This is a genomic window from Streptomyces mabaensis (genome assembly GCF_053763515.1).
Map to the genome: position 1 here is coordinate 78,887 of NZ_JBSOPZ010000027.1, position 21,811 is coordinate 100,697.

Consider the following 21,811-nt stretch of genomic DNA (forward strand, 5'->3'; position numbering starts at 1 on the left):
GGCTTTCCGCCCCCGCCGCTTTCACGGCCGGGCGGCTATTCGGTTACTTGACTTCGTTGAATCCGGGCTTGGGCTGCTGCACGCCCATGGACTGCGTGACCTCGTAGATCCCGCCGTATTCGCCCTGGTGGGCGTCGTTGAAGCCCTGCGCGTCCATCTGCATCTCGTCGGCGGCATTCACCAAATCGCCGGAGGCTTCGGCGACTTCCCGCAGCGAGGTGGAGCCGTCCATGATGAGCGCGGTGAACTGCGGCTCGACTTCCGCGGCGTCGCACATCTCCGACATGTTGCTCGCCTTGTCGGCGTTGCGCTGGAACCGACTCTGGAGGGCCCAGATCTTTTCCTTGAGCAGGAGGGCCCGCGCCGCCAGCAAGGTGACAGCGGCGGCGAGGCTGAGGAACCCCAGGTCGGCGTCGGGAACCGCGGGGAGCGTGTCCCCGCGGGGAACGATCTCTCCAGACATGGAGCCTCCTAGTTCTCGTTGTGGACTCGGGCGGACGGCGTCCGCAGGCCCGCGTCCGCGGTCGCCTGCGTGAGCGGCCGGTACGCGTCATCCATCTCGGTCTTCGCCGTCTCGCAGGCCTCGGCCGCGTGGAGCGACTTGACCGACATCTCCTCGGCCTTGCGGGAGAGGACCTCCATCGACTCGGCGAGCTTGCTCATCGCCCAGGCGGTGAGGCGGCCGATGATGTTGTGCTTGGCCGCCAGCCGAGCGGCGAGAGAGTCGAGCGCGTACATCAGCTCTTTGGCCTGTGCGGCAAGCAGGAGGCATTCGTCGTGCGCGGCGAAGGCCTCCGAGACCACCTCGTCCAGGAAGTCCACGACATCATCGAGCGTGACCTCGGTCGCGTGCTCGGGGTTCATCCCGTCGTCCATCGCGGTCTGCACAGCGGGCGCGGTGCCCACGGGCGCCTCCTTCGTGATCGTGGTGCTTGCACTTCCGGTACCGGCGGGAAGTCCCCGGGCCCCGGTGGTCACTGCCTCGCGGCCGGGGGAGTGGTAGCCAGCCGGGAAGACCTGCTCCGCCATCCACTCCTCTTGCTGCTGCGGGTCGGTGTCGCGCATGGAGTCGTACGCGCTGCGACGCCCCTCGCGCGGCCGCTCGTAGAACGTCCAGCCCGACCCGGGGCCGGTGGTGTCCTCGGTCGTGGTGTTCTTGCCCTTGGCTCGCTCGCTCGCCCGGTGAGCCCGTTCCTTGCGGCGGGCCTTTCGCCGGTCGGCCGGTCCGGTGGTGCCAGCAGCGGCGCCACCACGAGACTTCTTCGACTTCACCCGGGGCTTCCTCCTTCCGGGCCCGAACCCCTTCTTGCCGCCGGACTTCGGCTTCTTCGCGGCCGGCGGCGGAGTTCCGGTCCCGCCCGGCTTCGGCTTCTTGGTCAGGTCTACCTTCGGCGTGGTGCCGGATCCGGCAGCCGGTTTCGGCTTCTTGGTCAGGTCGACCTTCGGCCCGGCCGGTGCGGTGCTCTTGCTCCCCTTCTTCTCCTTGGACTTGACCTTGGTCAGCACGGGCGGGGCAAGGTTTTTCCGCCGCTTCTTCAACCGGCGCCGAGCCGCCTTCGCGACGGCCTGCCCCAACGTGGTGCGGTTCGCGACGGCGGCGGCCACCGTCTCCTTCTTCTTGCGACGGGCCTTGTTCCTGGCCTTACGAGCCTTCTGCTTGGCCTCGAACCGGTCCTCGCGCGCCTTCTTCTTCCTGGCCTCCTTCGCGTCGACCCTGGCGTTGCGGATCCGGTCCTTCGTGTCCTGCCGGGCGTCCTTCGCCCGGCCCGTACGGTCGCGGGCGGCGTCCCTGTCCTTCCCCTTGTTTTCCAGCCGGGCCGCCTGCCGGTCCGCGCGCCGCTGGACCTTGGCGCCCTGTCGGGCGGCGGCACGGTCCTGGCGGCCGCGGGCTCGCTCCAGCGCAGGGCTGGAGCCCTTCGAGCTGGGGGACTTGCCGCCGGAGGGGGACTTGATCCCCGATCCCCCGCCGTTCTTACCGGACGAGCCGTTCTTGCCGGAGCCGCCCAACGATTTGGGCGACTTCGGTGACTTCGAGCCGGTGCCTTTGCCGCCAGCCGAGCCGGACCCTGTCGACGTCTTCGGCGAGTTCTTCTTGCCGCCCGGCCCGGTGCCGCTGGAGCCGAGCCCGGATTTCGAGCGGCCGGGGCCGGTTCCGCCGGCGGGCTTCCCGCCGAGCCCGGATCCCTTGCCGCCGCCCGATCCGCCGCGGCCGCCGCCTATGGCCTTGCGGCCGTACTCCTGGCTGGAGGGGATCGACTTGCCGCGCTTCTGGGCCGCCTTGTCGCCGAGGCCCTGCATGGCGAGGTTGTGCTTGGCGACCGCTTCCTCTCCCGCGAGCTGGTGCTTGAGGCGGGCCTCCCGCAGCGGGGCGAGTTCCGTGGCCCGCTCCTGGCGCCGCTGGCGCCAGTCCGTCACGGCGTTGGCGGTGCCCCGGAGTGCAGCAAGCGCAATGGCCAGCGTCGCCGCCAGGCCGAGCGCCGCGATGCCGGGACCGTCTGCTTCGGCGTCGTCGCTGTCCCGGCGAGCAGGAGCGGTCCCTTCGGAGCGAAGGGCGACGGTGTCCGTCGATCCCGTCGAGCCGGGGACCGCGGGTAGCGTCGGTGTGAGGTCGGACAGGGAATCCGCCGCCGACCGGCGGCGCCGGGGGGAGGGGACTACGGCCCACACGTCGCCGCTCTCCGGCGGGGAGGCCGGGGGAGGCGGTTCGGCGGGAGGGGTCGGAGGTGCCGGGGGAGGGGCACCAGGCACCGGGGGAAGCCCCGGCGGGGCCCCGCCCCGGGAACGGAAGGAGACGACGTTGCCGTTCCGGTTGTCGTCCCGCGAGTCATCAGCCACACGCTCTCCAGGGTTGACAGAGGGTGACCGGATAGGGGATCCTCGCGCGCCCGCGCGCCCATGCGCCCGCGCGCCCGCCTTGGGCCCCCAAATCCGGTCCGCTCCTCGGTGATGATGATGGTGATGACGCTTACGCGCCGTCACCGCTGTCGTTGCGTCCGGCCCAGTTCTCCAGCGTCCGCGCGAGGTCATTCCACAATTCCGGATCGGCCTTGCAGATCGCCCGGGCCCGGTCCCACCAGGCGTCAGCCAGGCCCGCATCGCCCCGCGCCTCCACCTGGAGGCGCTGCCGCTCCGCCCAGTGGGCGGCCTGGCGGGCTTTGCGGGCCTGGCTGATCGTGGGCACTTGCCCCACCTTCAGGCTCCTCGGCGGTCGAACAGGTCGTTCACGCCTCGGACCGTGCGGCCCACGGCCGCCGAACCAGTGCCCTGACCTGCGGTTTCGGTGCTGGTGTCCTCGTCGCCGTCGCGTCGGGGCGCCATGACGGAGGCCGTCTTGTGTAGCGACTTCGCGGTGAAGTCGTTGACCTTGCTGCGCCGGTCGGCCTTCGCTGCGGCCCGCTCCGCCCGCTGAGCGGGCAGCGCGGCCACCTCCCGGACGTGGTCGGCGTATGCGGTGCGCAGCGCCTCCGACGCGCTCGCCGAGTCCCGCGCGGCCTTGACCAGCTTGTTCCACTGCTTCTCGACCCTCCGAGCCCTCATTCGGGCGGACCACTTGCGGTCGCCGTCGATGTGCTGGGAGCGAAGGACCGTCTGGAACACCGCGCGGCCTGCCTCGTACGCGGACAGGTCGGCGGTGTGCTCGCGCTGCCGGTCCAGCGTCCAGTTGGTCAGGTGGTCCAGGTTGAGCAGGGGCCGGAACTCTGCCGGCACCCGGTTCAGCACTTCGTTCATGTTCTCGATCTCGGACACGGGGTTGATCTCCTCTCAGGGGAAGCGGGCCCGCCGACTCTCGGGGGCAGTGGCGGGCCCGGCCTGCGACGTACGGCGCCGCGCGGGTCAGCGAGCGGCGAGGTGCTTGGCGCGGTCCGCGGGACTCAGGAGCCCCGCTTCGTCCAGCAGCCGTACGGCTCGGTCGCGGTTGCAGCCGACCGCCGTACGGGCGGCGTTGACGGTGACGTAGTCGCCGTCACGGTCCAGGCCCCGCAGGATCTGAACCGCCTCGGCGTCCGTACGGGCGGGGGCCGTATGGCCGCCCGTACGGGGTGCGGGCGTACGGGCCGCCGTACGGGTCGTACGGGGTGGAGCCGTACGGGCCGTACGGTCCTCGTCCGTACGGTCTGCCGTACGGGTCGTACGGGGTGGAGCCGTACGGGCCGGGTCGGGGGCGGCCGTACGGTCCGGCTCACCCCGTACGGTCGTCGGCTCGTCCGCCTCGGGAGCGGGGGTGGCCGACGGCTTCTCGTCCTCGTGGTCGTCCTCCAGCAGACGGTGGACGCGCCAGACGATGGCGACCACCACGAGCACCGCGACGATGATCAGGTAGACGCTCGGGTGCTGCTTGCCGTCGACCACCGTCACGCCGGTGCCCGTCATGTCGGCCACGTGGTACGTGATGTTGGTGGCGGCCATCAGGCCGAGCGCGTAGGGCACGTCCTTCTTCATGCGGAAGGCCGTGACCGCGTAGACGTCGAGACCGAGCGGAAGGGCCCACCCCGCGTCTCCTATCGGTGTGTCGCCCAGCCCGACCATCCGGGCGAACGCCCACTCACCGGAGGCTGTCAGGACGATCACGGCCGCCAGGGCGACCCAGATGCTGCCCTGCTTGACGTACTCGCCCCGGCTCCGGGTCCGCTTGAGGCTCGCCGCCCGCTTCTCGGCGAGGCGCCGAGCCGCGCGAGCGGCTTCCAGCTCCCGGTTCACCTCCGCACGCCTGTCGTCCGCTTCCTTGCGGACTCCGCCGGCGGCGGCCCGGGCCTCCCTCTCGGCCTGCTTGCGCAGGTCCTCCAACTCGACCGCGAGCCGTTCCTGCTGTGCCTGTCGCGCTCGTTCGTGTTGTTCGCCGAGCTTGCGGAACTCGGTCTCGATCTCTGCCCGGGCGGCGTCGACCTCCGCGCGGCGTGCCGCCAGTTCGGCGTCGATCTCCGCCCGGCGTTCGGTCAGCTCCTCGTCCAGGTCGAGCCGGGCCGACCGGCGGGCCAGCTCCAGCTCCGAGTCGAGTGCCGCCCGGGCCGTCTTGATCTCCACCGCTTGGTCCTGGGCTTCGCCGACGATGCGCGCGGCGTCGTCCAGGGCCTTGCGGTAGGCGGCCTCCGCCGAGGTTCGGCGCAGGTCCACCAGGGCGTTCGCCCGCTCCTCCGCCTCGGCGAGCACCGCGCTCACCTGCTTCTCGGCCTCGGCGAGCAGGCTCTTGGCCTGCTCCTCGGCGTCCGCCATGACCTCCTCGGTCTGGAGGTCCGCGTCGATCCGGGCCTGATTGAGGATCGTCTGCGCGTCATCCCGAGCACCGGCGCGGACCGTGTCCGCGTCGTCCTCGGCCCTGCGCAGCCGGTCCCCGGCCCCCTCCGCGGCTTCCACCAGGACGCGCTTGGCGTCGGCGGCCGCCGCGCGGCGGATCTGCCGTGCTTTGTCCTCTGCGGCCTGGACCAGCGCCGCCGCTTCCTGAGCCCCGGTCCACCGGGCGCCGTCGATCACGTCGGCGGCGCGGTCGCGGAGGTCAGCGGCCAAGGTCTCGGCCTCTTCTCTCACCCTGGGCTTCGGCGGCGCGACCGCCGCCTTGACCGGGCGGCGGGGCGCTGACTTCTTGCGGGTGGCTGTACGGGCCGCCACACCGACCTCCTTTCATGCGGGTGGCCGCCTCCCGGCGGCCACCACGGCGTGCGGTCCGTCAGCCCCGTACGAGGCGAGCGGCCTTGTGACCAAGGGAGTTGGCGACGTTCAAGACCAAGTCGAAGACCCGGCCGATGTGCTCGATCAGTGCGTGGTCACCGGCCCGCCTGCACGCGGACTCGATGTTCGAGCACCGGTCGTCCAGCCGGTCCATGACCGCGGTCAGGCGGCCGGAGGCCTTGCTCTGCGCCGCGCACAACAGCTCATCGAGGGCGTAGACCGGCAGTGCCGCGCTGGTCCACATCAGCAGCGTGAGCCGCAGTCGCAGCCGGGCCAGCGGCCCGGGGGTGTTCGCGACCATGAGCAGGTCGTAGAGGAGGTCGAAGTCCTCACCGGACCAGTTCTCCATCGGTCCGCGCTGTTCACGGAATTTCCTGACGGCCTTCTTCGGCCTGTTGAGCAGGGCGTTCATGCGGTGACCACCTCTCCGCCCCAGCTCAGGGCGACGAATCCGTTCTTGCCGTACTGGTGCTGGGATCGACGGTTGGCCTCGGCCGCCTTGCGGGCGAGTTCGGCCTGTTCGGCGGGGGTCACAGCAGGTTGGACGGGTCGGCGACGGCGGTGCCGGTCAGAACGGCCAGCTCCTCGGCGGTCACCCACTCCTGCGGGATCAGCACCCGCAGCGTGACCGTCCCCTGGCACATCGAGCCGGTGACGACGAGCTTGCCGTCGGGCAGCTGGCCCGGGCGGGCGTCGTCGATCTCCTCCAGCAGCGCCGGCAGGACCTGCACCGCGTCCGCGGCGACCTTGATCGTGGCGACGATGCGCGAGGGCGCCACCTCAAAGGCGACGCTCACACCGAGGCGGGCCAGCTTCTGGACCGACTCGAAGAGGGGGAAGACCTCGTTGACGGCCTCCTGGACGTCCTCGGCGATCCCGGTGGACGACAGGGGCATGTTGGCGGGCATGATGGTCATGCGGATCAGTTCCTTCGCTGGTAGATCCGTGGACCCCCGGCACATATGGCGTGTGGAGCGCCGTGTCGGGGGTCGCGCCGTACGGGGGACGGCGCGGTAGGCGAGCGGGGACTCGAACCCCTTCTCTGGAGAGCCCGAACCTGTCGGGCACGCCTTCCATGACCTGGAGCTTTGGAGTGTCGCCGGGCCACCCTCTTGCAGAGGGAGCCCGGCGACATCCAGCCCAAATACTCATCAGTTGGCACGCTGTTCAGTTCTCAAGTGACGTGCACTCCCCCCTCGGCCTGCCGCCATCTGACGGTGGTTCCGTGCTGGTCAGACCAGCTCTTCTCTGGAGAGCCCGAACCTGTCGGGCACGCCTTCCATGACCTGGAGCTTTGGAGTGTCGCCGGGCCACCCTCTTCAGTTCTCAAGTGACGTGCACTCCCCCCTCGGCCTGCCGCCATCTGACGGTGGTTCCGTGCTGGTCAGACCAGCTCTGGAGGTGCGCTTCACGCAGTTCACGCAGGTCAGGAGGTATGGCGAGCACACCTTTCCCAACCACTTCCCTAGTTAACTGGAGAAGCTGGGAAGACCGTAGCCTTCACCGGCTAAGTCGTCAACAACCAAGTCTGAAAAGGTCTCTGATGGCGTGTCATACGTACGCGGAAAGCAACTCCGACCTGCGGAAAAGGGATTGGCAACGAAAGAAGTCCCATCCCGGGGTAGCTTCACTAGACAAGCCGGGTACTCTGTTCCGCATGACAACCCGCCAGCCAAAGAAGCGGATGGGGTCGAAAGACATCGCCGCTGTCCTGCGTACGCGCATCGACAATGGCGAGATTGAGCGCCAGCTACCGCCAACTCGCATCCTGGTCGCGGAATTCGAGACGAGCCCCGAGACCTTGCGTCAGGCCATCGGGATCCTCCGAGCCGAGGGACGCGTCACTAGCCATCAGGGCAAGGGCGTCTTCGTCCGTCGCGTCGAGCCGATCGAGTTCGCCATGCACAGGTTCGAGCACGGGAGCCGCCGCGATGACGTCGAGAACGGCATTGACGACTGGAAGGCCGCGATCCTCGAACTGGGGCGCGTCCCCAGCCAGGACACACCGACGGTGAGCGTCGAACGCGCGCCGGCGAGCATCGCAGCGGAGCTTGGCGTGGAACCCGGATCGTTCGTCGTCGCTCGCCGACGGACCCGGCGCGTCGATGGGGAACCCTTCCAGCTCGCCGACAGCTGGTTCCCCACCGAGGTCGCATTCGACACGCCGCTGATGGACGAAGAGGACATCACCATGCCTGGGGGCATCCTGGCCAACATCAAGGACAGGCAGTACGCCCAGACACGCAAGGTGGACAAGCTGCGAGCCTGGGCCCTGACCGCCGATCAGGCCGAACGTCTCGGATTGCCGACCGGCAGCACGGTTCCCGTCCTGCGGCACGTTCGAGTCGGCTACAACGCGGCCGGAAAGGCCGTTCGCTGCATGGTCACCATCGCCCCAGGTGACCTTAATACGCTCGTCTACGAGATCGAGGACTGATCCTTGTCACAGCTCATCCGCCCGGCCACCCCGGCTGACTCCGACGCGCTCATGAAGCTGCGGATCCAGGCCGAAGAGTGGCTCGCCAGTGCGGGCATCGACCAATGGCGCTCGCCCGGCTTCCGGGACCGAGCCCTCTCCAAGTGGCAGATCGACATCGCCGAGGGGCGCACCTGGGTCGTGCCCGCCGATGGTGGCGAGCTGTTGGGAACCATCACCCTTGCGCGTCCGGACTCGGACTTCTGGACGAGGGTCGACTCCCCGGACTCCGCGGTCTACGTCGCCAAGCTCATCACGGCTCGCGCGTTGGCAGGACAGCGACTTGGAGGACGCATGCTCGACTGGGCCGGAGCGGTCGCGCGAGGTCAACAGCTCCCGTGGGTGCGCTTGGACGTGTGGCGCGACAACACCAAGTTGCAGCGGTACTACCTGAACGAGGGGTTCGAGCACGTTCGAACCGAGGCGCCCTCTCACCGCCTTTCGGGCTGGATGGCTCAACGCCCCGCGTCGGCCGCCATGCACACCGATGACCCCCTGCGCACAGTCGACACTCCGGATTTGGCACGCTGACCACACAGCGCGCCCTCAGGGAGGACAATGCGCGAGACGCAGACTCCCCTCCCGAGCCTCGAGAGGTACTGCGCGGAGCGGTAGCCGATTGTGGTGGTCGGCGCCGCGCTGATCCGAGTAGCCGCAACAGCGGTGAAACCAACGGAACCAGGAAGGGCACCACGCGTGACTCGTACTCAGAACGCCACCAGGCCGTCTCCTCCTCGGCGGCAGACCCCAGTCCCGAAAATGCGTTCGGGGCTTCGGGGTAAGCGATGCAAGATCGCAGGATGGCTAGTGCCCAGCGGCAAGACCATCAGCGGCTACGGATCCGGAACTTCGCGGCCGGCACGGGCCCCCTGAAACGCCGATGGCCGCCCTGCCTGCCAGCAGAGCGGCCACCTAAGTCGACTCGCAACGCCCTCACAGCCCGAGAGTCGTAGGTCGGCGATGACGCCGGTGCCCGAGCCCTGCCAGGCCCAAGGTCACCAATCCCAGGATAGAGCCAGCGATGATGAGCACGCAGCAGCGTGTCCCAGGTCACCGTCTCTTTTCCGTCACTTGCCGGTCTGCGGCTCCCCAAACCACCCGTAGGGGAGATCTCGCACCATGTTCCACACCCGCCCGACGACACGCAGCGTTGCGGCGCCGACCCGTTCGGTCGCGCTCGCTGCGGTCTTTACCACACAGGCCGCCGAGGAGGTGGCCCGTTGAAGCGCCCGCAGAAGGCGTTGGCGGCGGTCGCCGCCGCGCCGGACGGTGACGACCTGTACGAGTTCTCCGGCACGATCACGGACTACTGGTCGTACACCCAGATTCGCGACTACGTGATGCTGATGCCGGGGATGACGCACACGGCGTTCCGGCTCTACTGCCTGCTGCGGTCGATGATGGTCGAGGCCTCCCGCCGGCCGCGGAGCGGCATGCGGCGTATGACGATCGACCAGCTGTGCTGGCTGCTGCCGGGCCCGAACGACAAGCCCCTCAGCGTCTCCGCAATGTACGAGGTGCTGAAGACGCTGGAGAACCTCAACCTAGTCGTTCCCAAGGACACCTTGGAGCTTGCGGGCATCACCAAGCTCAAGGGCAAGGAGCGGGCCGCCAAGGGCATCGTCCGCGGATTCACCGTCAACGACCTGCCGCCCGACGCCGAGCACACCGGCTGGCGCAACGCGTGGGACAAGCTCGACGCCTACACGCCGGACTGGCGGGAGAACTCGCCGCAGCCGCCCACGCACCTCACCGAGATCGAGACCGCGCCGAACGGGCAGATCCAGGCCCGCGTGCGGCTGGTCGACGGCAAGGGGCGGCCGTTCCAGAAAACTGGAACGGCGCAGGTCACGGCCAATGAGGACCCCTCATTCCAGAAAACTGGAACGCCCTTCCAGAAATCTGGAACGCCATCCCAGATTCCTGGAACGGATCTCGCTCTGACCAGCGGAAATGATCACCCTCTAAGAAGCTCTCTCGAAGAAGCCTCTCTCTCTCCTGCCCCGGGTGCCCCATCGGACCCCACCGTCACGGCTGAGCCGGTGACGGGAGGAGAGGAGAGTTCGGCTTCGCCGGAGAACTACACCGCCCCCTCGGCTGCCGCCGAGGAGCCGGACACCCACGACGACGTGCGGGTGGCAGAGGCCTGGATCGCTGCTCGCCAGAAGCACGGGCACGCAGTTCCGGCCCGCGCCCGGGGCGCGATGGTCCGCGACGCCGCCCGGCTGCTGACCGAGGGTGTGGACGTGGAGCACCTGGTTGCCGCGGCCGCCGACATGGGCAGCCGGGAGAACTGGTTCAGTCTCGCGCGCCACTTGGAGTGCTTCGTCCTGCCGAAGGCCTCACTGCCCGGTCAGCGTCCCGCGCTGCCGGACTGGTGCGGGAAGTGCAACGACGGCATCGAGCCCGTTCAGCCCGGTCACCGCATGCGCGAGTCGGACGACGGTCGGCTGGTCAAGTGCGAGTGCCACCCGAGCCACCCCAGCAACGTCAAGACGCCGGTGCTGGTCTAAGACCCTCCGCAGCACGACGGCGGCAGGGGAGCCCCTGGTAAGGCCCCTGCCGCCGACCGAATCACCCAGATCAGAAGGGATTCACCCATGAGCGTACCCACGCAGCACGACGGAATCGAGGACGGCGGCCGCTCGCTGTTCGATGAGGCGCCCGAGGCGGTGTCCTTCGAGCGCGTCCCGCCACAGGACCTCAACGCGGAACAGTGCGCGCTCGGCGGCATGTTGCTCTCGAAGGACGCCATCGGCGAGGTCAACGAGACCGGGATCAACAACCTGGCCTACTACCGCCCGGCGCACGGCACGATCCACGAAGCGATCATGGACATGTACGGCAAGGGCGAGCCGGTCGACCCGATCACGCTCGGGGCGTACCTGACGAAGGCCGGTGACATCGAGCGGATCGGCGGCGTCTCCTACCTGCACACCCTGGTGCAGACAGTGCCGACGGCGGCGCACGCGGTGTACTACGCCGAGATCGTGGTCGAGCGGGCCAAGCTGCGGCGTCTGGTCGAGGCGGGCACCCGGATCGTGCAGATGGGCTACGGGGCCGAGGGTGAGGTGGCCGACATCGTCAACGCGGCCCAGGCCGAGATGCAGGCGGCGACCCAGCTCTCCGCCGGCGCCGGGCTCGAGCGGGTGCAGTGGGTGGACGACATGCTGGAGGAGTACCTCGTCAGCATGGACGCGCCGCCGCCCGCCCGCCTGCCGCTGCCATACATCGACCTGGAGGCCATGCTCCCGATGGAGCCCGGCGACCTGGTGGTGGTCGCGGCCCGCCCGGCTATCGGCAAGTCCGTGGTGCTGCTCGACATCGCCCGGAACGTCGCGATCAAGTACCGCATGACCGTACTGGTGTCGTCCATGGAGATGAGCCGCCCGCAGCTGATGGAGCGGCTGATGGCGGCCGAGGCCCGAGTCCCGCTGAACCGGATCAAGAACCGCACATACGAAAACGACGACCGCAAGCGCATCCACGACGCCGCCATGCGCATCGGCCAGGCGCCGCTGGTCGTGGACGACGGACCGGCCGCCTCCATCGTCCAGCTGCGTTCGCGCCTGCGCTGGCTCCAGGGGCAGGACAAGCTCCCGGCGGTGCTGTGCGTGGACTACCTCCAGATCATGAAGGGGTCCGGCAAGAGCGGACAGAACCGCACGGGCGAGGTGGACGAGGTCTCGCGCGGACTCAAGGAGCTGGCCGGCGAGTTCGGAATCATCGTCATCGCCGCGGCCCAACTGAACAGGGAGGTCGAGAAGCGCGAGGACAAGAAGCCGATGATGGCCGACCTGCGCGAGTCCGGATCGATCGAGGCCGACGCTAACGCCGTGATCCTGCTGCACCGGCCCGACGCGTACGACAAGGAGCACGCGCGGGCGGGAGAGATGGACTTGATCATCGGCAAGAACAGGCAGGGGCCGACGGGTACCGTCACCGTCGCCTTCCAGGGACACTATGCCCGCGCTCGCGACCTTGCATCCGGCTTCTGACCTGCGGAAAGAAGAATCCGACATGATCGCCACCGATGTACGGAACAGGTTCGTCACCGAGAGCCAGTGCCAGAGTATCGCGGAGCGCTGGAACGCTGTCTACCCCGCGATGCGGACCATCCTGGACACCGTCATCCGGGCCCAGCGCGGCGCCGACCGGCCGACGGTCGACGTCGCCAAGCTGGAGCAGGTCCGGCGGGAGCTGGGGCAACTGGACCGAGGGACCTTCAAGGCCTGCACCCGCAGTCCGGGCGCGTTCAGCGTCTTCGACGCGTTCAGCCAGGTGCGCGAGGTGGTGGCCGTGACGTCGATCGGCCACGCGGGCGCGGGCGCGATTCTCCGGCTGGCCGGCGCGCTGGCCGACGTGGTCGCCAGCGCGGCGGTCGCCCGTCGGTCCGAATGGGAGGCGGAGCGGGCCGGGACGGTTCCCGCGCAGCCGGTCGACGGCGGCCGCCGCGAGCGGGCAGACTCGGAGCAGACCGAAAGGGGCACGCGATGACCGCACAGCCGATCCACCCGCACGAGCCAGAGAGGGTGCCGCGCAACGCCGAGGGCATCGGGGCTGCGCTGGCCGGCGCGCGTCGCATGGAGTTCTACCGCGAGCTGCTGGCCGCCGCCCCCGAGGAGGCGGAGGGCGTTCTTCGGCGCTGGTGGTGCGAGGCGATGCTCGACACCGATCCGGCCGGGGACCTGCTCGTCGCGGCCGCGGTCGACGGCACGCTGTCGATCACCTCGGTGGCCGACGCCGTCCGTCGCCGCCGCGAAGCGGGCCTGCCCGTTGAGTGAGCCGCCCGGCGAGGAGCCGGAAGGCTGGCTGTGCATGCTGTCCGAGGAGGTCACCGAACTCCTCATGGATGTGGGTCTGTCCGGTGACGTGTTCGGCGCGATCGTGGCCGCCACGGTCGTGATCAACGAGCACCGCGGCGAGGTGCCGGGCAGTACCGCGTCGGCGAAGTGGCCGCAGCAGCGGCGCATGCCGATCGGCCCAGACGGCTCGCTCGGCATCGCCGAGTACGTCATCGTCGCCGACGCCGACCCGCCGCACATCGTCGTCACCCGCATCCAGCTCTACTGACCAGCCCGACCCGGGGCCCGGCGAGACACCCGTCTGACGCTGTTGGTTAATTCGGGCCCGAGCGTGACGTCGGCCTTCACGACCTGGTTGTGGTCGTGAAGGCCGACGTTCCCGGCCAGAACGGTCCGGGTGGCCAGGAGGGCGTTTCCCAGGGGCAGTCTGGCGATCCGGGTCAGGGACGAACTGGGTGTGTTGTTCCGGGACGAGGACTTCGCCTCGCTGTTCCCGGGCAGGGGAAGGCCTGCCTGGTCGCCGGGGCGGCTGGCGCGGGTGGTGGTGCTTCAGTTCGTGGAGGGGCTGACCGGCCGGCGTCGCCGCCCCCGAGTGGTTCGAGTGCACCGCCGGGCGGTCGAGCACCGGTTGGGCAGGTCACCCCTTAAGAGGTGACTTCGTGGCGGAGGTGGGTCGGAGCTGCGGGTTCGAGCAACGCGGGGGCTCTGCCCCCACACCCCTGGACCCTCCACAGAGGGGAGGGGGGGCGCCGTTTTGATCTTGCGGCCCGTGGGTGGTTGGTGAGTGGGCGGGGTCGGGGGGTTCCCTCCGCGCCCGGGCCCCCGAAGGGGACCACAGCCCGCGCCGGGCCGCAAGGCCGAGCCGCTTCGCGGCTAAGACCGGCCTTGCCCCCCGACGCGGCCCGCGGTCGGCTGCGCCTGCCCAGCCGCGGAGGGAACCCCCCGACCGGCCCGTCGTTCGGCGTCCGCCGCAGGGGGTTTCCGGGGGTCCGGACGCCCGGAATCTCCCTCGAAAGAAGGCCTCTGAACTGCGGTTTTCTGGCGTTTTGGAGTTGACCTACACCCTAAAACTTGAGAGTATTAGTTATGCCGGAAGGGGGCGGGAATCCCCTCCCGGCACCGGCCCCCGGGCCACACCAGAACACCTCAACGAAAGGTCACACCGTGGACTCCATCGCACTGAACTGGAGCGGCATGACGACGCCGGACCGCGCCGACCGTGCGCGCAAGGCGTGGGCGCTGTACAGCGGCGAGCGCGGCGACGGCGTCGAGAACCCGATCGAGGACCTGATCGCAGACCTGCTGCACCTCGCGGACACGGACAACCAGCCCGGCGGCGCTGCGGGAGTCGCGAGCCGCGCCGTGCGCAACTACGAGGCGGAACTCGCCACCTGGCCCGCCGCGCAGGCCGAGGCGGACGACGAGGCCGAGGTTGTCGGCGGCTACCTCGCGCAAGTGCGCGGGGCGGAATGCGCCTGGCTCACGGTCGGGCACGGGAATGACCGGCGCACCGTGGCGGGGCACCTGTGGAAGGCCATGCAGGTAGCCGGTTTCCGGTTCTCCGAGCTGGCCGCGCACACCGAGGACCTCGTCAAGGGATACGTCCTCACCTCGGAAGACGGCTTCGAGTTCCGCGTGGTCGAGCACGACGAGCACTGACTCGAAGCTCCCGGTGGGCGGACAGGGCGGGAATCCTCGTCCGCCCACCGGGCCCACACCGAACACCTCAGCGAAAGGCCCAGTGACATGAACCCCGAGATGGACCGAGTCGAGCCCCGCGTGGATCTCACCAAGCAGCCCGGAACCTACTTCGTCACCGCCGACGACCAGGGCGTCTACGACTGGCGCATCTGGCGGGAGGGCGAGGAGTTCCAGCGCCACGTGCTGGAGGTCCAGCGCGCCTCCAACCACCCGGTCGAGCAGCACACCCAGCGCGAGGACCTCGAAGCCACGTGCGACGACTCGCAGTCGCCGCTCGTGTTCCTCACCTACCAGGCCGTCAGCCAGGGGCACGCCGCCTACCTCGCCCGCCGCGAGTACACCGACCGGCAAACGTTCCAGGCGCTCGAAGACGTCTTCTACGCCGACGAACTCGCCTTCACCGGCGCCGGGTTCACCGACAGCCCGAGCTGACACCCATCGCCCCGTGGGGCGGACGGAATGGGAATCCGTTCGCCCCACGGTCCGGCCACCGAATCACCTCAACAAGGAGCACGTTCATGAGCACTGCCACCCTGCCGTTCCGCATCGGGGAGCCGGACATCGAGTGCCGCTACCCCGTGATCATCGGGGAAGACCGGGTCATCGGGCAGGCCTTCCGCTGGCACCGTGACTGGCTGGTCATCACCACCGAAGGCGAGCGCAACTTGCGCCGCCCGCCCACCGGCACCAAGGGCATCGACATGGCGGCCACCTTCCTCGCCGAGGAGTACGCCGCCGGTCGCGTCACGGCCGTCGCGCTGGACCAGATCCGCGCCGACGCTCCGAAGCCGCTGAACGGCCCAGTGCCCCTGCTGCACCCCCGGATGCCCGCCAGCCCGCGCAACCTCGCGGGTGCCCGAGTCGCGTTCGCCGGGCTCACCGAACACCACTGGCGGGTCGTCCTCCACGGCTTCCCCGGCTCGGACAACCCCTGGTACCTGCAATGCGAGCTGTGCCCCTGGTCCGGCGTCCGCTACTGGAGCCACCACCGCGGCCGCAACGGCAACCCGCCCTCCATCTACCGCCACGACGGCGGATGCATCGGCGAAGAGAAGGTCCGCGCCCTGATCCCCGCCTACCAGAAGTAGCGACGCCGCCCCGCGTACGACCGCCGGGTCCAGACCAGCGTCCGGGCCCGGCGCCCCAACCAGCGAAGGAGCCACCAGTGACCAGCACCCCGCGACTCGACAGCATCATGGCCGGCGAGACCGACCACCTCCCCGCCCGCATCCGCCTCGCGGACGGCCACATGCTCACCGTGAAGACCCGGCCCGGCGTGCACCTGGCCGAGGTCTTCTTGTTCCCCGACCCCACTGCCCCCGATACCGCGGCGTGGGAGAACGAGGACCGGCGGGAGCAGTTCCTGACCGGCGGCGGCTTCGGCGACGGCAGCCTGTTCCTGGACGTGGACGTGCCTGTGCAGGCCATCCGCGAACTGATCGAGCAGCACGGCGGCGAGCACGAGGACCAGGAGCCCGCACCGAGCACCGAGGCCGAGATCGGCGTGGAGGCTGCGGAGAACCTGCGGTTCCCGGGCCTGCTGGCCGACATCGCCGACCTGCACGGCCGGTTCGAGGACGGCTACAGCGCCGACGACATCCGGATCGTCTTCGGCCGCATTCACGACGAGGGTGGCCCGTATCTGGTCTGCGTGTGGGAGTACGCGGACGAGCACGGATTCGGCGGCAACTCGCAGTTCTACGCCGAGGAATGGGACGGCGGCCTCTTCGAGGTCCAGCCCGACATCCACCGGTGGCTCAGCGGCCAGAAGGAGACGCCCGGCCTGGTGGCCACCTGGGTGTGCGCACCCGCCGCCGAGCCGACCGGGTTCCCCGTCAGCGACGACTTCCACAACTACGCCCGGGTCGACCGGACCGAGTGACCGACGCCAGTCCGGCGGGGGAGCGGGGCGGGAATCCCGCTCCCCCCGCCGGATCCGGCGCGACCACACCGAACACCTCAACCGTCGAAGGAACCGCATGAAGAAGACCGCGGCCGGCCGCGAGCCGCAGACCGACGCCCGCAGCGTGATCCGTCGCCCGCAGCGCACGCTCACGCCGGAGGAGCGCGAGATCGTACGGGGCGTCTCCGCGCTTAACTTCCAGGGGGCCCTGATCATGGGCATCATCGACCCGGTGCCCAACGCGTCGCCGATGAGCGAGGACGAGGGGGCGTGGGTGCGCGAGCAGGTGTGGCCCGGGTACTTCCAGGAGATCGACCGCAAGTATCCGTTCGGGTTCCACCGGTGGGCCACCTGCGAGCGGGGCACCTGCTGGAACTGCCTCTCCGGTCGCTGTGAGCTGTGCGTCCACCGGCAGGAAGGGGGCCCGCACGTGGACGACAACACCGATTGGGTGCACGACACGCGGGGGCGGTGCGTCGCGAAGGTCATCCTCCGGCCCGACGACGAGCCGTGTGTGTGGTGGTGCCGGTGCCCCTGCCCCAGGGGCGGCTCGGTTCCCGCCGAGCCCGCGGCGCCGGTGGAGGCCGGAGCCGCACCGGTGAAGGCGGCCGTCGACCGGCTGGACGAGGCGGTTGCACGTCGAGGCCGCGGACGCGCCCGAGACGGTGAGGCTGTCGACGCGGCGCAGTACACCCTGTTCTGACGGCAGTCCGTCAGCCGGGCCGCCCGGCGCCAGACGTCGAGCGGCCCGGCGGGGCGCAAAAGCGTGGGAATCCCGCCGGGCCGTGCGGTCCGGCCACCGAGGGCCCTCAACAGACCCAAAACCGAACCAGTCACCATCGTATCCACGACCGAACCACCAGGAGCACACCCCGTGAAGACCATCGACGGCCGCCAGTGGGCGAACCGCGAGGACCTGATCGAGCACAGCGGCTACAGCCGGGGCACCCTCGCCTTGTTGTGGCGCGACCGCAAGACCAATGGCCACCCCGCGGACCGCACGGTCGACGGTGTCATGCACTGGGACCTGGAGGAGTGGAGCGCGTGGTTCGCCGAGCACTGCGCGCGGCCCCGCGACCTGTCCGGAGTGGACCGCAGCGGTGACCCGGACGAGCAGCTCCCGCCGGCGGGGCAGGCCCGCGTGCTCGGGGTCGACCCGAGCCGGATCACTCAGTACGCCAAGACGCCGCCGCCCGGGTGGCCGGACCCGATCCGTACCGAGCAGCTGCCGACGCGCACCCGCGAGTACCGCACCAGGGCCCAGCTCTGGGAGTTCGCCGACAACCCGGCCGGAGGGTTTGGGACCAGCGGTGGCCGCCCGGTCGGCTACTCCCCGACGAAGGGGAAGGCGCCCGACCCCCGCATCCAGCAGGCCGCCGAAGCGCTGGCCGCCATGCCCGGCCGGAGGGCCGGTGAGGTGGCCGTCGCGCTCGCCAAGAGCCACGGCCAGTCCGTGGACACCTGGAAGCGGATCATCACCCAGGCCCGCAAGTTGGGCCAGCAGTAGGTGGCCCCCGGGCCGAACGATGGCCAGCGTGACCCCGGTTCGGGGCGCGCTGGCCATCGCCGTTTCACCGGCCCGACTCACCCTCACCTCTTAAGAGGTGAGTTGGTGGCGCAGTCCGGCGGGCACCGCGCGGGCGCGGACAGCGGAGGGTGTGAGCGGCGCCTGAATGGCCCTCAAAAAGGTCTCTGACCTGGTGATTTGTAGGGCTTGGGGGGTTGACTCGCACCCTAAAACTTGAGAGTATTGGTTATGTCGAAAGGGGGCGGGAATCCCCGATCGGCACCGGCCCCCGGGCCCACCGCGAAGACCTCAACGAGACCCAAGGACGTGGATCATGGGCGACACCCATGGCTTCTCCGCCGACGCCGCCGCACAGGAAGCCGAGGACGCGGCCGCCATCGCTGCGGCCGGCGGGCACCCCGCGCTCGCCGAGTGCCAGAAGGCCGCAGAACTCCTCACCGAGCTTGCCGACCAGCACCCCGGCGACCCGGAGGCTGAGGAATGGGCGTTCAACGCGGTCGAGCGGGTCGCCGAGTGCGCGTACGCCGTGGTCGAGGGCTACGACGAGCGGGTTGAGGAGCTTTTCCGCGAGGCCCGCGGCGAGCGCGCTGCGATGGCCCTGGGGCGGTTTGAGGACGAGGGCCGGGTCACCGCCGAGCGGATCGCCGCCCTGGACGACGAGACCCGCCGACTCCTGGAGTGGTACGCGCGCCCGTTCCCGATCGAGTGGCTATGGGCCCCGGAGCGCGACACCTTCGGCCGCATCCTCCGCAAGCGCGTGATCGTGCTGTTCCACGGCCCCGGAGGCCTCTCCCTCGGGCTGCGCGACATTCTCGGCGCGGACGTCGACATCATCGGCATCGACTTGGACGGCGGCGCCGTCGCCACCGCCACCGCCGCTGGGTTCCGCGTCATCCACGCCGACGTCACCGCACTGGACCCGGAGAACCCGGCGCTTCAGCACGTCAGCATCATCGCCCTCACCCCGCCGTGCCAGGCCTTCACCCCGAGCGGACTGGGCAAGGGCCGGTACACCGTCGCCATCGACGTCATCTGCCGTGTCATCTGGGAGGCGGGCGCGGCCGCCGGCTTCCTGCCGTGGGAGCACTCGCCCACCGGCTACGCGCCCCGCTCCGGCGACACCTGGGACGAAGTCCGCGCTCCGCTCGCGCAGCTGGAGGACCCGCGCGCCGGACTTATGGCGGAGGTCATCATCTGGCCGCTCGGGATGCTCGCCCGGCCGGGCAGCATCCTCGAGTGCGTCATGGTCGAGCAGTCGAGCGCGCTGCCCCGGCAGATCGAGGAAGCGCTGTTCGCCGAGCTGACGCAGGCCGGATGGCACACCACGGAGGCCTGGACGCTGGACGCGGCCAACTACGGCGCCTCCCACCGCAAGCGGAGGTTCATGGCCGCCTACCGTGGAGCCGAGAAGCCGTTCGTGGACGTCGCCCCGGTCGAGCCGATCCCCGCCCCGACCTTCGCTCAGGTCGTCGGGTGGCCCACTGGCCGGACCTACCTGACGCGCGGTCACCGACCCGTCGACCCCGAGACCGGCCGGGCCAAGGGCGGCGGTTCGCGCAGCGCCGACCTCCCGTCCACCTGCGTCACCGCGACCGCGTACGGATGGACGGACGCCGAGACCGGCGAGCGCATCACCCAGGCCGACATCGGCAGGCTCGTGGGCTTCCCCGCGGACTACCCGTGGACCCACGTCGGGCGCGGCCGCGGAGTGCGCAACGTCGCCCAGCAGGCGGCGGACGCGGTCTGCCCGATGGTCGCGGCCGCCGTCTTCGGGCGGATCCTCGGAGTCGAGGACTGGGAGGCCCGGACGCGGGCGTACGTGACCGAGCTGTACGCCATCCCCACCGGCGCGAGCATCGTCAAGCCCGAGCAGCTGCACCTGTTCGCCGAGGAGCCCGCACCGACGTCCACGGCGGCGTAGGGGAGCGCCGCCCCCGCCAACACCAAAGCCCTGGTGGGCCGCTGGAGATCAGCGGCTCACCGGGGCTTTCCGGTCTCCCTTCGGGTACTCGACCCGAAGGGACCGGTGTTCCCGGACGCTCGCGCACCGGTACCGTCCTGAGTGCGACGTCAGAACGGAGTCCATCATGGCGCACGACGCTGAGAATGGCCCGCGTACGTTCGGCCAACGGGTCCGACACGAGCGCGAGCGGAAGGGCCAGACGCGACCGGTGCTCGCCGGCCTCGTCGGCCGCAGCACGGAATGGGTCAAGGCCATCGAGAACGACCGACTCGACATGCCACGCCTGCCGCTCCTCCTGCGCCTGGCTGAGGCGCTCGGCGTGGACGACCTTGCCGCTCTCACCGGCGACGAGCGACTGGCAGCCGCCACCTACAGCAAGGCCGCACATCCTTCACTGTTGCGGGTGAAGGAGGCCCTGACGACCTACGACCTACTCGCACGAGATGAGGAGCCCGCGCCGGCCGCAGCGCTCGCCACCCGGGTGGAACGCGCGTGGCAGGCCTGGCACGGATTCGGCGACCACCGCAGCCGCGTCGCCAACGTGCTGCCCGCCCTGCTCGCCGACCTCCAGCACGCCGCCCGCATGCACGAAGGCGTCGAGCGGCGCCGGGTCCAGGTGCAGCTCGCGCAGGCCTACCACCTCGCCCAGCTCTACCTGAGCTACCAGCCCGCGCCGGAGCTTGTGATGCTCACCGGCGACCGCTCCATGACCATGGCCCAGGACGCTGACAGCCCGCGCGCCATCGCGGCCTCCGCGTGGTACCTCAACCACGTCTTCCGCGACGCCGGAGAGCGCCACGAGGCGCGTGTGGAGTTGGCGATGAAGTCCATTCGACTACTCGACCCGGAGCGCGGCCCGGAGGACATCGCGCTCGGCGGCCTGCTGCACCTGGCCGCCGCGCTGTCGTACGCGAAGGTCGGCCAGAAGGGCAACGCCGAACGGCACTGGGACCGCGCCAACGAGGCCGCCCGCCGACTCGGCGACGGGTACGCGCACCCGTGGCTGGTGTTCGGCCGGGGCATGGTCGATGCGTACGCGATCACCATGAACAACGACCTCGTCCGCTCCGGCGCGGCGGTCGACGCGGCCACGCACATCGACCTCGGCGCCATGCAGAGCGCCACCCGCCGTTCGTTCCACATCATCGAGACGGCCCGGGCATACAGCCTGGCGGGGGAGTCGGTGGCGGTCGTGCACCTGTTGAAGAAGGCCTACGAGGCCAGCCCCGAGACGGCGTGCTTCAACCTGTTCGCCAGGGGCACGGCGGCGCAGCTGGCGGAGAACGGCAGCGCGATCATCCGCGACGATGCCCGAGGCCTTGCGCGTCAACTCGGCGTGGCCGCGTAGGGGTACAACTTGTACCCCTCGAAGAGGGGGTAGCGACTGTACCTGTCGCTACCCCCTCTGGCTTTTACGGTCGTGTCTCGACCAATCCGCTACCCGAGGTCTGGCGATGCCCGGCATGACCACCACACCACGCGGGTCGGGATACCCCGGCTACAGCGAGACGATGACGCGCACCCCGGAGACAGCAGAGAAAGCACGACGCTTAGCGCGTGTGGCTCTGTGCGCGTGGAACATGGATGACGCGGGAGACAGCGCAGCACTGCTGTTGACCGAGCTGTTCGCGAACGCTGTCCGACACGCCCGCGGGGAGTGCGTCCGAGTCATCATCGACCGCCCCGACGACGACCGGTGTCGGCGTACACGTGAACGTCCCCACCCGCGTACGGATGAACGTCCCCAGTTCTTGATGCCTTGAAGGGACAC

23 protein-coding genes and 1 pseudogene are annotated in these 21,811 nt (G+C 69.9%); 16 read left to right on the forward strand and 8 right to left on the reverse strand.

The window, feature by feature from the left end; genetic code table 11:
- Positions 1-43 precede the first annotated feature (43 nt).
- From ACWV17_RS23390 to ACWV17_RS23425, 8 genes are all read right to left on the reverse strand, one after another.
- Positions 44-463 carry a conjugal transfer protein TraB gene (locus tag ACWV17_RS23390; RefSeq protein WP_455355971.1) on the reverse strand — a complete coding sequence of 140 codons (420 nt, stop codon included), beginning with the start codon at positions 461-463 and terminating at the stop codon, positions 44-46.
- Positions 464-471: 8 nt separating this feature from the next.
- Positions 472-2,667 carry a hypothetical protein gene (locus ACWV17_RS23395; protein WP_455355970.1) on the reverse strand — a complete coding sequence of 732 codons (2,196 nt, stop codon included), beginning with the start codon at positions 2,665-2,667 and terminating at the stop codon, positions 472-474.
- 298 nt (positions 2,668-2,965) lie between these two features.
- Entirely contained in the window at positions 2,966-3,181 is a 216-nt protein-coding gene (locus tag ACWV17_RS23400; protein WP_455355969.1) for a hypothetical protein, read from the reverse strand.
- A gap of 11 nt (positions 3,182-3,192) precedes the next feature.
- Positions 3,193-3,747 carry a hypothetical protein gene (locus ACWV17_RS23405; protein ID WP_455355968.1) on the reverse strand — a complete coding sequence of 185 codons (555 nt, stop codon included), beginning with the start codon at positions 3,745-3,747 and terminating at the stop codon, positions 3,193-3,195.
- Positions 3,748-3,834: 87 nt separating this feature from the next.
- Complete coding sequence (locus tag ACWV17_RS23410; RefSeq protein ID WP_455361272.1) at positions 3,835-5,604, reverse strand: hypothetical protein; 1,770 nt, start codon at positions 5,602-5,604, stop codon at positions 3,835-3,837.
- A gap of 58 nt (positions 5,605-5,662) precedes the next feature.
- A complete protein-coding gene (locus tag ACWV17_RS23415; protein ID WP_455361273.1) occupies positions 5,663-6,076 on the reverse strand; it encodes a hypothetical protein in 414 nt (137 codons plus the stop codon).
- On the reverse strand, positions 6,073-6,198 hold the full coding sequence (locus ACWV17_RS23420) for a hypothetical protein (protein ID WP_455355965.1): 126 nt from the start codon (positions 6,196-6,198) through the stop codon (positions 6,073-6,075). Before ACWV17_RS23420 ends, ACWV17_RS23415 begins: the two co-directional genes overlap by 4 nt.
- On the reverse strand, positions 6,195-6,581 hold the full coding sequence (locus ACWV17_RS23425; RefSeq protein ID WP_455355964.1) for a hypothetical protein: 387 nt from the start codon (positions 6,579-6,581) through the stop codon (positions 6,195-6,197). Before ACWV17_RS23425 ends, ACWV17_RS23420 begins: the two co-directional genes overlap by 4 nt.
- Positions 6,582-7,321: 740 nt before the next feature.
- Between ACWV17_RS23425 and ACWV17_RS23430 the strand changes: the two genes are divergently transcribed.
- The 16 genes and pseudogenes from ACWV17_RS23430 to ACWV17_RS23505 all read left to right on the forward strand — a co-directional run bounded on the left by ACWV17_RS23430 (position 7,322) and on the right by ACWV17_RS23505 (position 21,388).
- Entirely contained in the window at positions 7,322-8,101 is a 780-nt protein-coding gene (locus ACWV17_RS23430) for a GntR family transcriptional regulator (RefSeq protein WP_455355963.1), read from the forward strand.
- Positions 8,102-8,104: 3 nt separating this feature from the next.
- The gene (locus ACWV17_RS23435) at positions 8,105-8,671 is read left to right on the forward strand and encodes a GNAT family N-acetyltransferase (protein ID WP_455355962.1); all 567 of its coding nucleotides are present in this window, start codon (positions 8,105-8,107) and stop codon (positions 8,669-8,671) included.
- 689 nt (positions 8,672-9,360) lie between these two features.
- Positions 9,361-10,653 carry a hypothetical protein gene (locus ACWV17_RS23440; RefSeq protein WP_455355961.1) on the forward strand — a complete coding sequence of 431 codons (1,293 nt, stop codon included), beginning with the start codon at positions 9,361-9,363 and terminating at the stop codon, positions 10,651-10,653.
- Positions 10,654-10,740: 87 nt separating this feature from the next.
- Positions 10,741-12,138: a replicative DNA helicase gene (dnaB, locus tag ACWV17_RS23445; protein ID WP_455355960.1), complete on the forward strand. Its 1,398-nt coding sequence runs from the start codon at positions 10,741-10,743 to the stop codon at positions 12,136-12,138.
- 22 nt (positions 12,139-12,160) lie between these two features.
- Positions 12,161-12,637 (forward strand): hypothetical protein, encoded by a 477-nt coding sequence (locus ACWV17_RS23450; RefSeq protein ID WP_455355959.1) that lies wholly within the window; start codon positions 12,161-12,163, stop codon positions 12,635-12,637.
- Positions 12,634-12,924: a hypothetical protein gene (locus tag ACWV17_RS23455; protein WP_455355958.1), complete on the forward strand. Its 291-nt coding sequence runs from the start codon at positions 12,634-12,636 to the stop codon at positions 12,922-12,924. Before ACWV17_RS23450 ends, ACWV17_RS23455 begins: the two co-directional genes overlap by 4 nt.
- Positions 12,917-13,213, forward strand: coding sequence for a hypothetical protein (locus ACWV17_RS23460; RefSeq protein WP_455355957.1), 297 nt, complete (start codon positions 12,917-12,919; stop codon positions 13,211-13,213). Before ACWV17_RS23455 ends, ACWV17_RS23460 begins: the two co-directional genes overlap by 8 nt.
- A 129-nt stretch (positions 13,214-13,342) precedes the next feature.
- Positions 13,343-13,525, forward strand: a pseudogene (locus tag ACWV17_RS23465) (IS5/IS1182 family transposase); the annotation flags it as partial.
- A gap of 584 nt (positions 13,526-14,109) precedes the next feature.
- A complete protein-coding gene (locus ACWV17_RS23470; RefSeq protein ID WP_455361274.1) occupies positions 14,110-14,604 on the forward strand; it encodes a hypothetical protein in 495 nt (164 codons plus the stop codon).
- An 87-nt stretch (positions 14,605-14,691) separates the two neighbouring features.
- Positions 14,692-15,078, forward strand: coding sequence for a hypothetical protein (locus tag ACWV17_RS23475; protein WP_455361275.1), 387 nt, complete (start codon positions 14,692-14,694; stop codon positions 15,076-15,078).
- Positions 15,079-15,164: 86 nt separating this feature from the next.
- Entirely contained in the window at positions 15,165-15,734 is a 570-nt protein-coding gene (locus ACWV17_RS23480) for a hypothetical protein (protein WP_455355954.1), read from the forward strand.
- A 77-nt stretch (positions 15,735-15,811) separates the two neighbouring features.
- Positions 15,812-16,528: a hypothetical protein gene (locus tag ACWV17_RS23485; protein WP_455355953.1), complete on the forward strand. Its 717-nt coding sequence runs from the start codon at positions 15,812-15,814 to the stop codon at positions 16,526-16,528.
- A gap of 97 nt (positions 16,529-16,625) precedes the next feature.
- Entirely contained in the window at positions 16,626-17,252 is a 627-nt protein-coding gene (locus ACWV17_RS23490; RefSeq protein WP_455361276.1) for a DUF6248 family natural product biosynthesis protein, read from the forward strand.
- Positions 17,253-17,423: 171 nt separating this feature from the next.
- Positions 17,424-18,056 (forward strand): hypothetical protein, encoded by a 633-nt coding sequence (locus ACWV17_RS23495; RefSeq protein WP_455355951.1) that lies wholly within the window; start codon positions 17,424-17,426, stop codon positions 18,054-18,056.
- Between the two features lie 334 nt (positions 18,057-18,390).
- Positions 18,391-19,998 carry a hypothetical protein gene (locus ACWV17_RS23500; RefSeq protein WP_455361277.1) on the forward strand — a complete coding sequence of 536 codons (1,608 nt, stop codon included), beginning with the start codon at positions 18,391-18,393 and terminating at the stop codon, positions 19,996-19,998.
- 166 nt (positions 19,999-20,164) lie between these two features.
- On the forward strand, positions 20,165-21,388 hold the full coding sequence (locus tag ACWV17_RS23505; RefSeq protein ID WP_455355949.1) for a helix-turn-helix domain-containing protein: 1,224 nt from the start codon (positions 20,165-20,167) through the stop codon (positions 21,386-21,388).
- Positions 21,389-21,811: the final 423 nt, after the last annotated feature.

Bases quoted from the DNA above. Each gene is read 5' to 3' on its own strand.
- ACWV17_RS23500 (WP_455361277.1), top strand. From the start codon at position 18,391: ATGGGCGACACCCATGGCTTCTCCGCCGACGCCGCCGCACAGGAAGCC.
- ACWV17_RS23450 (WP_455355959.1), top strand. From the start codon at position 12,161: ATGATCGCCACCGATGTACGGAACAGGTTCGTCACCGAGAGCCAGTGC.
- ACWV17_RS23490 (WP_455361276.1), top strand. From the start codon at position 16,626: ATGAAGAAGACCGCGGCCGGCCGCGAGCCGCAGACCGACGCCCGCAGC.
- ACWV17_RS23505 (WP_455355949.1), top strand. From the start codon at position 20,165: ATGGCGCACGACGCTGAGAATGGCCCGCGTACGTTCGGCCAACGGGTC.
- ACWV17_RS23415 (WP_455361273.1), bottom strand. From the start codon at position 6,076: ATGAACGCCCTGCTCAACAGGCCGAAGAAGGCCGTCAGGAAATTCCGT.
- ACWV17_RS23480 (WP_455355954.1), top strand. From the start codon at position 15,165: ATGAGCACTGCCACCCTGCCGTTCCGCATCGGGGAGCCGGACATCGAG.
- ACWV17_RS23455 (WP_455355958.1), top strand. From the start codon at position 12,634: ATGACCGCACAGCCGATCCACCCGCACGAGCCAGAGAGGGTGCCGCGC.
- ACWV17_RS23390 (WP_455355971.1), bottom strand. From the start codon at position 463: ATGTCTGGAGAGATCGTTCCCCGCGGGGACACGCTCCCCGCGGTTCCC.
- ACWV17_RS23430 (WP_455355963.1), top strand. From the start codon at position 7,322: ATGACAACCCGCCAGCCAAAGAAGCGGATGGGGTCGAAAGACATCGCC.
- ACWV17_RS23425 (WP_455355964.1), bottom strand. From the start codon at position 6,581: ATGACCATCATGCCCGCCAACATGCCCCTGTCGTCCACCGGGATCGCC.
- dnaB (WP_455355960.1), top strand. From the start codon at position 10,741: ATGAGCGTACCCACGCAGCACGACGGAATCGAGGACGGCGGCCGCTCG.
- ACWV17_RS23475 (WP_455361275.1), top strand. From the start codon at position 14,692: ATGAACCCCGAGATGGACCGAGTCGAGCCCCGCGTGGATCTCACCAAG.